The sequence below is a fragment of the Citrobacter sp. wls613 genome (assembly GCF_005281195.1).
GTDB lineage: Bacteria > Pseudomonadota > Gammaproteobacteria > Enterobacterales > Enterobacteriaceae > Citrobacter > Citrobacter gillenii.
In genome coordinates this window covers 61,283-75,589 of record NZ_SZXN01000064.1, presented here as the reverse complement: position 1 = coordinate 75,589, position 14,307 = coordinate 61,283, and the positions used below count along the sequence as shown (strand labels likewise).

Annotated in this window: 11 protein-coding genes; 2 read left to right on the top strand and 9 right to left on the bottom strand. The window is 53.6% G+C overall.

Annotation, left to right across the window (positions count from 1 at the left end; genetic code table 11):
- Positions 1-57: 57 nt before the first annotated feature.
- The 9 genes from FDX01_RS14190 to FDX01_RS14150 all read right to left on the bottom strand — a co-directional run bounded on the left by FDX01_RS14190 (position 58) and on the right by FDX01_RS14150 (position 11,576).
- Positions 58-1,746 carry an alpha,alpha-trehalase gene (locus FDX01_RS14190; RefSeq protein ID WP_137399977.1) on the bottom strand — a complete coding sequence of 563 codons (1,689 nt, stop codon included), beginning with the start codon at positions 1,744-1,746 and terminating at the stop codon, positions 58-60.
- Between the two features lie 171 nt (positions 1,747-1,917).
- Complete coding sequence (dhaM, locus tag FDX01_RS14185) at positions 1,918-3,348, bottom strand: dihydroxyacetone kinase phosphoryl donor subunit DhaM (protein ID WP_137399976.1); 1,431 nt, start codon at positions 3,346-3,348, stop codon at positions 1,918-1,920.
- 10 nt (positions 3,349-3,358) lie between these two features.
- On the bottom strand, positions 3,359-3,991 hold the full coding sequence (gene dhaL, locus FDX01_RS14180) for a dihydroxyacetone kinase subunit DhaL (RefSeq protein WP_135911886.1): 633 nt from the start codon (positions 3,989-3,991) through the stop codon (positions 3,359-3,361).
- A gap of 11 nt (positions 3,992-4,002) precedes the next feature.
- Positions 4,003-5,073 (bottom strand): dihydroxyacetone kinase subunit DhaK, encoded by a 1,071-nt coding sequence (gene dhaK / locus FDX01_RS14175; RefSeq protein ID WP_137399975.1) that lies wholly within the window; start codon positions 5,071-5,073, stop codon positions 4,003-4,005.
- Positions 5,074-5,398: 325 nt separating this feature from the next.
- Positions 5,399-6,673, bottom strand: a complete 1,275-nt coding sequence (locus tag FDX01_RS14170; RefSeq protein WP_096756744.1) for a Glu/Leu/Phe/Val dehydrogenase — start codon at positions 6,671-6,673, stop codon at positions 5,399-5,401.
- A gap of 318 nt (positions 6,674-6,991) precedes the next feature.
- On the bottom strand, positions 6,992-7,960 hold the full coding sequence (locus FDX01_RS14165) for a spore coat protein U domain-containing protein (protein WP_137399974.1): 969 nt from the start codon (positions 7,958-7,960) through the stop codon (positions 6,992-6,994).
- Positions 7,961-7,973: 13 nt separating this feature from the next.
- Entirely contained in the window at positions 7,974-10,253 is a 2,280-nt protein-coding gene (locus FDX01_RS14160; protein WP_249360991.1) for a fimbria/pilus outer membrane usher protein, read from the bottom strand.
- Positions 10,254-10,308: 55 nt separating this feature from the next.
- Positions 10,309-11,031 (bottom strand): molecular chaperone, encoded by a 723-nt coding sequence (locus FDX01_RS14155; RefSeq protein WP_135911891.1) that lies wholly within the window; start codon positions 11,029-11,031, stop codon positions 10,309-10,311.
- Positions 11,032-11,045: 14 nt separating this feature from the next.
- A complete protein-coding gene (locus FDX01_RS14150) occupies positions 11,046-11,576 on the bottom strand; it encodes a spore coat protein U domain-containing protein (RefSeq protein WP_137399972.1) in 531 nt (176 codons plus the stop codon).
- A gap of 349 nt (positions 11,577-11,925) precedes the next feature.
- Here FDX01_RS14150 and FDX01_RS14145 point away from each other — a divergent pair, with 349 nt between their 5' ends.
- Positions 11,926-12,639: a response regulator transcription factor gene (locus FDX01_RS14145; RefSeq protein WP_096756749.1), complete on the top strand. Its 714-nt coding sequence runs from the start codon at positions 11,926-11,928 to the stop codon at positions 12,637-12,639.
- A gap of 2 nt (positions 12,640-12,641) precedes the next feature.
- Entirely contained in the window at positions 12,642-14,120 is a 1,479-nt protein-coding gene (locus tag FDX01_RS14140; protein WP_135911896.1) for an ATP-binding protein, read from the top strand.
- Positions 14,121-14,307: the final 187 nt, after the last annotated feature.

Sequence of the window (14,307 nt, the reverse complement as noted above, 5' to 3'; positions counted from 1 at the left end):
CGAGATTAATTCAGCGGCCCCTGCGGGGGCCGCCTCTCATGGCTAATCTGGTGTGATTTATTGCACGGTCTGCGTTGTTTTTTCAGTTACTGGCCGTGTCGACGGGACGCTATCACAGGGTTTTTCTTTGGCGCAAATCAGGTCGAGCATTTTTAAGGTGACGCCGTTGGTCCAGCCAAAGCCGTCCTGTAACGGGTACTCGCCACCGCCACCGCCGGTTCCTGTGCTGCTGACGTCGTATTTTTCAACCAGCTTTTTCTCCCGGTCATAGGTATGCTGCACGTTGGTCAGGAAGCGCCAGGTGACCTCCATGGCGACCTTATCCTGGCCGTAGTTTTGTAACCCGGACGCTGCAACCCACTGGAGTGGTGCCCAGCCGTTCGGGGCATCCCACTGTTGACCGCTTTTCACCGACGTTGTGGCCAGACCGCCGGGTTGCAGCAGATGCGCCTGGGTCGCCGCAGCCACCTTGCTGGCGCGATCGTTGGCCGCCGCATTGACATACAACGGGAACAGGGCGGCGGCGGTCAGTTGATTGCGTACTTTCTGACTTTTTAAATCGTAGTCGGCATACCAGCCCTCTTTATCGTTCCACAGGTAGCTTTCAATCCCTTTTTGTCGCGCATTAGCGAAGCCTTCGTACTGTGTAGCTTTGGCTTCATCCCCTGCGGCTTTGCTGGCAAGCGCAATCATTTTTTCCATCTTGTACAGCAGCGCATTGAGATCGACAGGGACGATGCTGGTGGTGCGCAGGGTGCTTAACTGGTTCGGGTTGTCCATCCAACGTGAGCTAAAATCCCAGCCCGAGGCGGCGGCCGAACGCAGGTCGCGGTAAATGTCGGTGGCCGGACGGTTCGGATTGCTTTTGGCGGTGGCGATATCTTCAACCCAGGACTCGGGTCTTGGCGTATCACGGTCATCCCAGTAGCGGTTTAACACCGTGCCGTCAGCCAGTTTGACTACCCGTTTGTTCTGCTGACCTGGCTTAAGCGTTTCGACGCCCTCCATCCAGTAGCTGTACTCTTTCTGCATCTGCGGCAGGTATTTTTTCAGCGCATCATTACCGTCGTGCTGCGCCAGCAGTTCAACCATAAAGGCGAAGAACGGCGGCTGGGAGCGGCTCAGATAATAGCTGCGGTTACCGTTAGGAATGTGTCCCCAGGCATCAATCTCGTAAGCGAAGTTCGCCACCATGTCGGAGACCTTGTCCCAGTGGTTGCTCTCGGCAAGCCCCAGCATAGTGAAATAGCTGTCCCAGTAATAAATTTCGCGAAAACGCCCGCCGGGCACCACATACGGCTCCGGCAGTGGCAGCAATGAGTCCCATTTTTCCACGTCAGTCGTCGAGCGCGTTAGCACCGGCCACAGCCCGTCGATATGCTCACGCAGCGACTGCCCGGCGGGCGGTACGTATTTCTCACCCTCTTTGGGCAGCGTAAAATTCACACCGACGAAATGACGAAGATCGAAGCCGGACTGGTTTTTTTGCATCCGATAATCAGCAAGGATCATCAGTGGATCGCTATTGGGCACTGCATCGGCAAAGGTTTTCTGATCCGGGAACAGTTTGGCGGTTTGCACATCATTAAACAGAGGGCCGAGCAGGATATCAGGGGGCTGCGGCGTTGCGGCGGGCTGTTCCTCGGCGTGGGCGCCGAATGAAGCAAGGGCCAAAAGGGTACTTGCGAGCGTGAGTTTTACTGTAACAGAGAGCAGGCCAGGATGGCGAATTGCTGGCGTTATCATCGGGTAATCTCCTTAGCGGCGTGCCGAAGTTGCGGCATTTACCATGAGAAAACCTTAGTTCAGGATCGACCGTTACGCGTTATAGGGACCCTATTTTGCGAACAAACAGACGTTTCTGCACGTGATGTGAAAGTTGCACGCCCTTTGTGATAACAGGACGTGCAGCGGCGTTTAGCCCACGCGGATGACCTGATGTGCCGCGCAGTCAAGGGTCAGGGTGTCCCCCATTTTGATGGCGTCGAGCGCCTCACCCTGCTGGCATACCCAGCCGATCCTCATCTCGCGGGCAATGATTGCCGAATGGGACGCATCGCTGCCCGCGCGCAAACAGATGCCTTTGATGGTCAGCGGATCCAACTGCAGTACGGTGGACGGGTAAATGACGTCTGCCACCAGGATTGTCGGGCGAATAAAGGTCGGGATTTGAGCGGGTATTCCGGTCAAATGCCGAAGCGAGCGGTACAGTAAATCGTCAATATCGATATACCGCGCCTGCAAATAGGGGTCGTCGAGCTGGAGATACTGCTGACTCAGGTCGCTCAATACCGTATGCCAGGCATGTTCGGCGCGACACTGTTTTTCGCGCATGATAGCGCAGGCCATGTCATATAACTCGGTATCGTCCAGCAGCGTGTGGTGGCCGGAGAAAATCGCGGCGATATCGGCGGAGTATTTCTCTTCGGCAAGCGCTGTTAAACAGTTCAGATCCTCCAGCGTATTGCGGATTGCCGCCTGTAACCGCTGCTGTTCGTACGGTAAATCGGTGGCAGGCTGCGGGGCTACCTCTGCGGCGACCGGCGTATAGCGAAAGGCCATCCCTGTTGCTTGTATCGGCGCTGAGTTGGTGATGCCGCCGGTATGTGGTTGTTCAACGGACTCACCAAAGTTCTGCGCAGCCAGCTGTTTGAATGCCGCCAGCGCGTCGTCGGCCTGTTCACCTTTGGCAATTAAGCGCAGCGTGTCATTACAACGCACCTGCAGCAGCGCGATTTGGTTCAGGCTGTCCGGGACCACGCACTTACCGTTTTTCTCAAGCAGCATGTCGGCGCGAAAGCCAGACAGCGTGGAGACCAGCCGTGACGCGGGGCGAACGTGGATGCCGTTGGGGTTTTTGACCACCACGGCAACAGAGCGGGCCTCGTCATCAGCAGAGAGGTCTTCCGGCGAGGTCACGACCGGGGACGACGGTGGTAAACCCAGTTGCGCATATTTGGCATCGAGGGCGCTCATGGCATCGCGAATGACGCGGTCGATATCGGCACCTGCTGCGGCGCTGACCGTTGCGGCCAGGGTGCCTTCTACCAGCGGGGCTGCGCACAAGCGTACCTTCGCGGCGATCGTCGGATCGAGCAGTTCCAGGGCGGTTTCCGCACTTAATAACGCGCTGCCGATATCCATCATCACCAGCACGTGATCCGTGTCCGCGACGGACTCAATGGCTTCCATCACTTTAATTGGATCGGTGCCGATAGGATTATCGGGATCGTCAATGCCCGCGGCGATCGCGAGTTTGCACCCTTCGCCCATTAACATCTGTCGGGCTAACTCGCCGACGCCTGCGCCCAACTGCGCGCTATGAGACACAATAACCAAGTTTACCATCGCTTTATCCTTACTCTCTGGCGGCCTGAGCCAGCATTTGCATCATAAACATCACCGACGTTGCGCCGGGATCCTGATGCCCGATACTGCGCTCACCCAGATAGCTGGCACGACCTTTACGTGCCTGCATGGTGATGGTGCTTTGTGCAGCCGCTTCTGCTTGTTGACTCGCCGCGTCCAGCGCCGCCTGTACATTCAGTTTTTGTTCGCAGGACTGACGTAGCGACTCGACCACCGGTACCCAGACATCACACATGGTTTTGTCCCCGGGCTCGGCTTTACCTCGGCTAATCACGCCTTCTGCGCCATCGCGCATCATCTGATACAGCTCGTCCAGCGTCAGGCTCTGATGGGCCTGAGTCACCTGTGCGGCGCGGATGAAGAAGGTGCCGAACAGCGGACCGCTGGCCCCGCCGACGCTGGAAAGCAGCACCATGCCGGTGTTTTTCAAAATGAAACCGATGTCTTTATCCGCAATGGACGGCAGTTTTTCGACCACTTTACTGAAGCCACGGTGCATATTCAGGCCGTGGTCGGCGTCGCCAATTTCCCGGTCCAGACCGGTCAGAAAATCACTTTCGGTGGTAAATATTTCACCGCAGCGATAAAGCCAGTTAACGATTTGTGTTCTGTTGAGGGACATTATGAATCTCCTTATTTACCCCAGTTGAGAGCAGGGGTGTGCACCGGTGCATCCCACAGGTTCAGCGTTTCGTCATCGACCTTTAACAGGGTGATGGAGAAACCGGTCATATCCAGAGAGGTACAGTAAGAGCCAATCAGATTGCGTTCGATGATGATACCCGCATCCTGACAGCGGCTTTCAAGACGGTTATAGACGCCGAACAGCTCGGATAGCGGCGTTGCGCCAAGGTTATTGACCAGCGCAATGACGCGGTCGCCCTGTTGCAGCGCTTGTTTGGTTTCTTTACCTTCCTGCCAGGCACCCTGGATGTTGTCCCAGTGGCGCAGCGTACGGCTGTAATGACCGTTTTCCAGCAGGGTGTCGAACATTTCATCCACGGTCTGGTCGAGGGAAGAGAAGGCGCGTCGGTCGATCCCCGGCTCCCCATGAATGCCGACGCCAAACTCCATTTCGTTATCCTGCAGCGTAAACGAAGGTTGCCCTGCGGCCGGGACAGTACAGGCGCCGATAGCAATGCCGATAGAGTGACCGAGGTTATTCAGTTTGCGACCCAATGCGGCACACGCTTCCAGCGAGTCTCCGCGCTCGGCAGCCGCGCCGACCAGTTTTTCAATCAGCACGGTATTCGCAACACCGCGACGTCCGGCGGTATACAGGCTATCTTTTACCGCTACGTCGTCGTCAACAACCATGGTCGTGACCTTGACGCCGCTTTCGTGCAACAGCTCGGTAGCGGTTTCAAAATTCAGAATGTCACCGGTGTAATTTTTGATGATTAGCAGCACGCCTTCGCCACCGTCAATTTGCATGGCGCATTCGAACATTTTGTCCGGGGTTGGCGAGGTGAAAATCTCCCCCGGACAGGCACCGGAAAGCATGCCCTGACCAATATAGCCGCAGTGCATTGGTTCATGCCCGCTGCCGCCACCTGAAAGTAGCGCCACTTTGCCCATCACCGGCGCGTCAGAACGAGTGACGTATACCGGGTCCTGATGCAGTGCCAGAGAAGGGTAGGCTTTTGCCAGCCCGGCGAGTTGTTCATTCAGTACGTCTTCAACACGGTTGATCAATTTTTTCATTTTTATGCTCCGTAGACAGTCCTGAGATGGCTGCAAAAAACGGCAGACATCTGGTGTAGGGTATCGGTGATGTACAGCGCCACGGCGACCTCTCGCTGCCGATAAGGTAATTTTGCATATGGGTTGTCAAAAGAAAATTGCCGTAATGAGCGTTTCAATACGGAACATCTTCGCTGATAAATGTTCCGTATTGAAACGTAGTGGTGCATAAAACAGCAGAAATGAGAGATGCGGCAGGTTTAGCGCAAAACGCCTGAGCGTGGGGAGGTGAAGTAAAAACCACCTGCACTGCAGGTGGTTTTGTTCGCAAGAGCGGAGTCCGGTCTTAGCCCGGATAGATACCACGATCTTTACGCGCCAGCAGAATACGCTCACAGGCGACAATGTAGGCGGCAGTACGCAGAGAGCAGGATTTCTCCGCGGCTTTTTCCCACACGTGGACCATTGCGTCGGTCATGATCTTATCCATGCGCGCGTTGATCTCTTCTTCGCTCCAGAAGAAGCTTGCCATGTCCTGCACCCATTCAAAGTAGCTGACGGTAACGCCACCGGCGTTACAGACCACGTCAGGTACCACAACGATACCGCGGCTGGCCAGTACGTCATCGGCATCCGGGTAGGTTGGGCCGTTTGCGCCTTCGAGCACCAGCTTACAGGTCAGCGTTTCCGCGCGATGACGGGTGATCTGGCCTTCAAGCGCAGCCGGGATCAGAATATCCATCTCCACGCTCCAGAACGCTTCGCTGGCGATGGTTTCAGCACCCGGGAAACCGGCAATTTGTTTGTGCTCTAACTGCCATGCAGTCAGCGCAGTCATGTCGATCCCGGTGGTATTAAACAGGGTGGCGGTATGATCCTGAATAGCGACCACGCGTGCACCCGCACCGGCGAACAGGCGAGCTGCTTCACTCCCCACGTTACCAAAACCTTGCACCGCCACGCGAGCGCCTTCAACGGCGATGTTGGCACGGCGCGCAACTTCCAGACCGCTGACGAATACGCCGCGACCGGTGGCTTTATCACGACCCAGAGAGCCGCCAAGATGGATTGGTTTACCGGTGACCACGCTGGTCACGGTAGTGCCGTGGTTCATGGAGTAAGTATCCATCATCCACGCCATGACTTTCCCGTTGGTACCGACATCCGGGGCAGGAATATCTTTCTGCGGTCCGATGATAATGCCGATTTCACTGGTATAGCGGCGGGTCAAACGCTCCAGTTCGCCCTCAGACAACGAGAAAGGATCGACGCGAACACCACCTTTCGCACCGCCATATGGCAGGTTAAGCGCGGCGCATTTGATGGTCATCCACGCAGAAAGAGCCATCACTTCGTTAAGATCAACATCAGGATGATAACGCACGCCGCCTTTACCTGGGCCTCGGGAGAGGTTGTGCTGCACGCGGTATCCTTCGAAATGGCGGATGGTACCGTCATCCATTTGCACCGGGATATCGACAATCAATGCGCGTTTTGGGTGACGCAGGGTATCCACCCAGTGGGAAAGTTCACCCAAGTACGGGGCCACACGCTCGATTTGTTGCAGGTAGGTATTCCAGGCAGATGTGCTGCTATCTGAAGCGTAAGATAACTTATCCATGATAAACCTTAGTTATAAAAGTAATATGTGCTTAATTTCGCCGTGGTATACAGTGGATCTCACCATATAAACGTAAATTTAACATTTTTTTCAAACAACGGCCTGCCTTCAGGGCACGGATTGTCATGTCTGTGAGTTAGGTTTTCAGTTGGAATGTGAATAATTATCCGGGATTTACAGGGTTTTTGGCTGTTTTTCTGATAATAAACCAATTGCGGTGCATAAGATGTGCGGCTTGCTATTTGTCAGATTTATGACGCACCTCTAAAAGTAAAGAATATGATAATAAATTGTATTTTCCTTATTGCATTTCTGCTCTCAGTAGGTCACCGAGATGGTCACCGTATCGGCATAGTTATCAGGGGTAAAATTGCTGCTCGGAACGGTGGCATACACCGGATAATCGGTGGTTAACCCCGTACCTGTGCCTGCTACTGCATTAAGCGACGTATTTCCCCAGATAGTCCCCGTCGGGCCAGGTGTTGAACTTAGCTGATACGGCACTTTATCCTGATTGGCCCCGGTTCCTTTCAATACACCATAACCTGATGTATTCCCATTGGAAGGCTGCAATCCAATGGTATAGGGAGTGTTATTGGTGCAGGCGACCCCGAGTGCACTGCTTGCCGTGACGTTGCGGTCAGTGGCTTTAGACGGGTTAAAGGTAATGTTATTGGCGTAGCCGATCGCACACTGTTTTGTGACGTTGGCCGAGACGGTGAAGGGTAGCCTGGCGGCGACGGTATCACCACAGGTCGTGGGTGGCAAAACCAGACCGGGATTGAGCGTCACCAGAGCTGTTGCCGTCGTATAGCTATCCTGATAGTTTCCCGGCACGGCGGTCGTTTGCGGGGTGTTGAGCTTCGCGTACACCGTCAGCGTACCGGTCACCGGTGTCAGGTTAAGTAAGTTGAGCTTTACCATCGGGAAGGTGGCGCCCGACTGATACTGACTTCCCCATATTTTGCTATGTCCCGCGTCCTGGTACAGCTGATAGGTCAGCGTTCTGGCTGGCGTACCACTCAATGACATATTCCTGGTGGTGACCTGGCCGCTGACGCCGGAGATGCCAATATTAAAGCACAGATTAATCCCCGCCAGCACGTCACCCAGCTCTTTAGCACAGCTGTAGTTAAAGGTCATCGCGGATGTTACAGCTGACGTTGGCAGTGGATTGACGGCGCCAAAATTAACCGGCTGCACGTTGCTTATCGAACAGGTGACCGCGTAAACGAATCCTGGGTTTACGAGTAATCCGCTAATCAGGGTCAGATTTCTTAGCCACATAAAATTACTCCTTTCATCGGCATACCAGTGGGCCAATTTGCACGATGCCTCGCGCTGAGGCCGGGTAGTCAAATTTGACGCTGCAGGTACCGGTTTCTGTCTTAATACGCAGAGCGTTGTGCTGTTCCAACGTGTCGAACCAGGTCATCCCGTCAAACCCAACAAGTGATGACTGGCCCGCGCCAGTGGTGGCAATGGCCATGCTGCCTTCGGGGATAGCCTGCCCCTGTTCATCGACGAGGATCACCTGCGCGGCGCGTACTGGCGTAATGCCAAAACTGACCAGCGTGCCGGAACGGTCTGCAGGGGTGGCATTCGCCTCGACGTGGGTGATGCGCATATTGGCGGGCAGGTCCATCGGGTCAATGCTGATCTGGTTTTTTTGATAGCTGTTCAGGGAGGTAACCAGCAGCAGGCCATTGTCATCACTGCTGCCGATCACGTTGTTTTGTAGCTTGATGGGAACGTCGGGAATGCCGTCGGTCGACACCACGGCAAAGCCATTGCTAATTTCACGCGCGGCAAACAGGCCGCCGCCCATCATCACCACGGACCCGGTCGCACCGGCATAGCCATAGTGGTTATCCGGCAATTGGCTGAAGCCGGTGTACGCTTTCCCGTAACGACCTAAATAACCTACTTCCCCCTGGCCGCTTTGTTGAGATGCTTGCTGGCTGGCGGCGACGTTCCAGCCCCAGCCCCCGTCAGCTGGCGGCGTCTGGCTGGCATTCAACTGGTAGCCGGTTTCGTCATTCGTACGCTGGATGGTGCTGCTGACGCTCAGATTACGAGGAGTGGTGACGGTCACCATCAGGTAGACGCTGCGGTCGCGGTTGTCATCAACGTTCTGGTTGAACCCTGCGTTAAGGGACACGGTATCAGTGAGGGACTTGTACCAACTGGCGTTGGCATAGCGCACGGTGCTTTCATGCGGGTAGCGAAATTGCAGGTAGCTCAGGCTGATATTTCCGGCGGACGCCAGCGAATAGCCCACCACCGTGTTGCTGCTCAGCGTCGGTGGTGGTTCGCCATAATGGGTCGCCACATCACGATAATCGCCGGAGGTGGCGGTAGTACTGGTGCTGAAATTGAATTTCTCTCCGGACCAGCGGTATCCCATGCTGTATAAAAAACCGTTTTTCCCGGCGTCCGCACTTGCCGCCAATGCCGTAGAGAATGTGCCGCTGTGGATATCTGGGATCCAGTCGTTGCTGAAACCGGCATTAATCAGCCCGTCGCTGGTTTCGGCGTGCGCACCTGCGGTGAAGTTACTGCTGAATCCCCGACGCCATGTCCCGCTGATCGCCGGGGCACTGGCATACTCAAATGAGGCGTACCCGTAGTTTTCGCGCACCACCCCAATCTCGGCTGACCACGAGGTCAGACCTTCGCGCAGCAGCTGTTGATCGTTGTAAAAAGAGAAATTTTGCACCGTCGTTCTGCCCAGCGCATCTGTCATCATCACTTGACCCGTCCCCGCACCGCTGATATTTGGCAAGGTGTTGATCTGAAAACTGCCCGCCGGGACTTCACCGTTGTAGTACCTGACCCCGTCGACATACAGCTCTACGTTGGACGGCACCGTTGCGGAGCCGAGATACGCGGGAAGCGGGGTGGTTGGCATATACGGCTGCAAACCAAAATCGGTCCCAATTTGAATCCCGCCGATGCGGGTTGGGCGGGAGCCGGTGAGCGAACTGGTCAGCGTATCCCCCACGGTCAGTGCCAGCATCGTTTCCGGGAATGATGAGCGCCAGCTGGTATCCAGTCGGTAAAAGGCGTTATCGGCATCGGTTTCAGTGGAGTACTGGGTGAGTTGAGTGGTACTTAACACCCCTGAACCATTAAAAGCGCGCAGTTCGCTAAACGTATTAATGCTGCTGGCGTCACCCTGCTCTGCGTAAATATCATAATTGAGCAATGCGCCGCCCGCGGTGGAGGCCATCGGGGCAGTTTCTGCGGGTGGGTTAAGCTGGGTGGTGGCAAGGTCGAGTTCACTTAGTGGTACGGTTAGCGCCAGCGTTTGCAGTTGTTTATTGTAGTCAACGTTCAGCTGCGCAATATCATACAGCCCGACAGGCTGAGTAGTTTCCTCTGGTAGACGAAAACCCAGCGTGCGTAGGGTATTGGCACTGGCGTACAGCTTTTCGTTTTCATAGCCAAAATGAACCAATCCAGCGGCATTGCCGTTGACCGTCACGTCGAGATATAAATCGACTCCGGGCAAGGGGGACTCATCACGAATAATGCCCGTGTCCGTTGGGGTGTTTGTCTGTGCGTGCACGCAGGCCATTCCCGAGAGTAAGGCCCCATTAAGTACGCCATATTTCACCACAAGCCAGAGCCAGTCAGAGTTCTTGTACTGTTTTTTGGCCATTGACCGTGACTTCAACTTTTCCGCCGTAATGAGTATCACTGGCTGACGGGGAGACTATCCACCGCATCGTTGAACCTGGAAGAACGTAGCCTAGCAGTCCTGGACTGATCACTTTTTTCGCGCCATTACGTTGTATAAATGTGGCGGCGGATAATTGGGCATGAGCGTTTCCCTGATTACTGACTTCAAGAAAGTGTTTGCCGTCACGCTGTTGCAGTTTCCACTGTAATTTTGCCGCTGTGTCAGCCTGCGTTGTGGGTTGAATAAACACGGGCACGGAATAATGCATCACAAATTGCAGTTTATTTTTTTGTAATTTTGCAGGGGGTAATTCATCAATGGATAAGCGATAGGCCTCTTCAACAGACGCCGATGGCGGCGCGGTTCGAATCACGCGGATGAGCTGGCGTTCACCCGGGGCTAATGCCAGCATGGGTGGACTGATGACCAGTCCCTGAGAGGGTGACAACGTATCGCCGTCTGCTCCCTGACGCCAGTGGAAAACGCGCACCTGCGCATTCAGCACGTTTTCACCTGCGTTGCTTAACCAGATACCGTCGGCATTTTGCGTCGCCTGCAGTGTCAGCGTAACCGGCGCTATTTGCAGCCCGCTTGCCGCCGCGATATTAATGCTCATGGCTATTCCTGACAGACACGCGAAGGCGCACCGCTGCACAGGCAGTTTCAATGTCATGGGTCGTCCTGAGGTTAGTAGTTAACGTTAACCGTTACGAGATCGGCATAGTCATCAGGCGTGAAGTTGGCGCTCGGAGCGGTGGCATACACAGTGAAGCTTTGTCCCAGCCCGGTTCCGGTCGAGGCCACCCCATTTCCCACGCTTTCCGCAGTGGCTGTATTACCCCAAACCGGACCCGTTGCAGACGTTTGGTTCAACTGGTACGGCACTTTATCCGTGTTGGTTGCTGCGTTGGCCACCGAGGACATTGCCCCTCTGCCCGTGGTATTCCCGCCGTTAGCGACCGAAGGCGCCAGACCTATAAAATAAGGTGTCGTCTTGGAGCAATTAATGGAAATGGTATTACTGGCCGATGTATTTGTCGCAGTGGCATTGACCGATCCCAGGGCAATATTTGACCCTGAACCTGCGGTAACAGTACAGGCTTTTTGAATCGTCATTAGCACCTGAAACGTGCCGTTTGCGGTGACAGCATCAGCCGCTGAAATGATGGAAAAGGCGCTGCAACAAAGAATTAAGCGAGTGAGGATAACTGGAGCCATATTCTTTACCTTTTTCAAATAACCACATTTTTTACTTTAAAAATACAATAATGCGGCATATGGAGACATATTCTAACCCTAGGATAAGTATGAGTCGTACGCCAGTTGGTCTAATGAATTTTACTTAGGAAAAAGGTGATGGCGTCGACAAAAAATAGTACCAACAGGTGAGTATTATTCAGTTATTACCGTTTCTAAAATCCGCATTCTGCAATTAATGCATCCTGATACACGCAATGTGAAAACGTGGTTATTCCCCGATGCTTCACGCAAAGTTAAATTAAATGTGACAACTTTCTACCCGCTTGTTGTGTAGACTTTCAGTATCGGGATCGTGGGGGACAATGAAGTGAATCAGGATAAGAAATTACTTATCGTAGAAGACGATGAAAACATCGCTGAGCTGTTACAGCTTCATCTGCGTGAGGAGGGGTTTACGGTGACGCATGCGGTAAATGGCAATATTGGTATGGCGTTACTTAACCAGGGTGGGTGGGATGCGCTAATCCTGGATCTGATGCTGCCTGGCGTTGACGGGCTTGAAATCTGTCGTCATGCCAGAACGATGACGCGTTATACGCCCATCATTATTATCAGCGCTCGTTCAGGTGAAACCCATCGTATTCTCGGTCTTGAACTGGGGGCTGATGATTACCTTGCGAAACCGTTTTCAATGCTTGAACTGGTCGCCCGTGTAAAGGCGCTCTTTCGCCGTCAGGAAGCAATGAGTAAGAATTTACGGCTGGATGCTGGTGTACTGATTTTTGATAACCTCTCCATTGATCCGCTGGCTCGGGATGTTCAACTTAATCATCAGTCGGTGGAGTTGACGCCCAGAGAGTTTGATTTGCTTTACTTTTTTGCCAGACATCCGGATAAAGTCTTTTCCCGTTTGAGTCTGCTAAATCAGGTCTGGGGGTACGAACATGAAGGCTATGAGCATACGGTGAATACACATATCAATCGTTTAAGGATCAAAATTGAGGATAACCCGGCGGAACCTCACTTTATCCGTACCGTCTGGGGAAAGGGCTATAAATTCACCGCACAGCCACGCGAGTAACCATGCGAACTTATACACTTTCACAGCGTTTAACGCTGGTTTTTGCTCTCCTGTTTATTACATCGTGTGCCCTGTTGGGCTGGCTGCAGGTGCGAACCAGTACTGAATACAGTAAGGCCGTAATTCAGCAGCTTTCTGCGGACCTTGCCGGGCATATCAACCAAAGTTACCCTCTGCTTGAACGCGATGGCCTTAATAAAGAGTCGATGCGTAATTTATTTGATCATCTGATGGCGGTGAATCCCAGTGTAGAAGTTTATTTACTGGACAAAGAGGGCAATATTATTGGTGATGCGGCGCCGGAAGGGCACATCAAACGTCAGCGGGTTGATTTACAGCCAATACACTCGGCATTAAATAATCCTCATTACCCCATTTACGGCGACGATCCGCGTAGCCTTGATGCGAAGAAAGTGTTTAGCGTGTCGCCAATGCGTCAGGATGGGCAGATAAAAGGCTACTTGTATGTGATTTTGCTCGGGGAAAATTACAACGCCTTAAACAGCAATGCGCAATTTGATGCCTTATTGAAGATAGTCTTACTGTCCATCAGCCTTGTTGCATTGTTGGGGCTGGTGGTGGGGGCACTCGCCTTGCGCTGGATAACTCGTCCCTTGCGCGAGTTGTCTGCTCAGGTCCATGCCCTGGAAACCGGTGGGATAGAAGAAATGCAGGCAATGGCGGCGCAGCCCCGGCAAATCAATACCAGTAACGATGAAATTAGCCAACTGCGACAAGGGGTTATCTCGATGGCCCAGCGCATTGCAGAACAGTGGCATCGTCTTGCACAACAAGAGCAGTTACGACGTGAGTTTATCGCCAACATTTCCCATGATTTGCGCACGCCATTAACCTCACTACACGGCTACCTTGAAAGCCTGTCCGTAATGTCAGCCAGCCTGAGCGACGCTGAGAAGCAGCGCTACCTTAATATTGCTCTCGCACAGAGCCAAAAGGTGGGTGCGCTCTCCCAGTCGCTGTTTGAGCTGGCTCGTCTGGAATATGGTGTGGTTAAACCGCAGAAAGAGAAATTCTCGATTAGTGAACTGCTGCAGGATGTTTTCCAGAAATTTGAACTTTCTGCCCAGACTAAACAGCTGGCATTGCTGGCAGATATTCAGCCAGGCCTGCCGCTTATTGATGCAGACCTCGGGATGATCGAACGGGTGCTGACCAACCTGCTGGATAATGCGATTCGCCATACTCCCGACAACGGCACTGTTGCTGTGCGTTTGTGGCGAGAAGCGGATAAAGTGATGGTGCAAATTAGCGACAGCGGTCCTGGGATCCCGCAAGAATTGATGGAGGGATTATTCATCCGTCCTTCGATTGCGAATCCGTCAGGTGTTCGAGTAGGGGGACTGGGGTTGATGATCGTCCGCCAGATGCTACAGCTACATGGTAGCGAAATTGCGCTGGTGGATACGCCGAAAAGCGGGGCTTGTTTTCGCTTTGGCTTAACGACGGGCCCACATATTTGAACCAGTTATCCGTGATACCAGCTTCAATGGCTACGTGCGCAGATGAAGATGAACGGTGTCGCCAGGTGGCTGCACGGCCGTAAAACCGATAGTAGCTGCGTTATTCATTATCCAGCCAGCTAATGAAAAACTCACTGAAAGCCGTCACCTGCAACGGCTGAAAACGCCGTTGAGGGTAGACAAACTG

Bases quoted from the DNA above. Each gene is read 5' to 3' on its own strand.
- FDX01_RS14190 (WP_137399977.1), bottom strand. From the start codon at position 1,746: ATGATAACGCCAGCAATTCGCCATCCTGGCCTGCTCTCTGTTACAGTA.
- dhaM (WP_137399976.1), bottom strand. From the start codon at position 3,348: ATGGTAAACTTGGTTATTGTGTCTCATAGCGCGCAGTTGGGCGCAGGC.
- dhaL (WP_135911886.1), bottom strand. From the start codon at position 3,991: ATGTCCCTCAACAGAACACAAATCGTTAACTGGCTTTATCGCTGCGGT.
- dhaK (WP_137399975.1), bottom strand. From the start codon at position 5,073: ATGAAAAAATTGATCAACCGTGTTGAAGACGTACTGAATGAACAACTC.
- FDX01_RS14170 (WP_096756744.1), bottom strand. From the start codon at position 6,673: ATGGATAAGTTATCTTACGCTTCAGATAGCAGCACATCTGCCTGGAAT.
- FDX01_RS14165 (WP_137399974.1), bottom strand. From the start codon at position 7,960: ATGTGGCTAAGAAATCTGACCCTGATTAGCGGATTACTCGTAAACCCA.
- FDX01_RS14160 (WP_249360991.1), bottom strand. From the start codon at position 10,253: ATGGCCTGCGTGCACGCACAGACAAACACCCCAACGGACACGGGCATT.
- FDX01_RS14155 (WP_135911891.1), bottom strand. From the start codon at position 11,031: ATGACATTGAAACTGCCTGTGCAGCGGTGCGCCTTCGCGTGTCTGTCA.
- FDX01_RS14150 (WP_137399972.1), bottom strand. From the start codon at position 11,576: ATGGCTCCAGTTATCCTCACTCGCTTAATTCTTTGTTGCAGCGCCTTT.
- FDX01_RS14140 (WP_135911896.1), top strand. From the start codon at position 12,642: ATGCGAACTTATACACTTTCACAGCGTTTAACGCTGGTTTTTGCTCTC.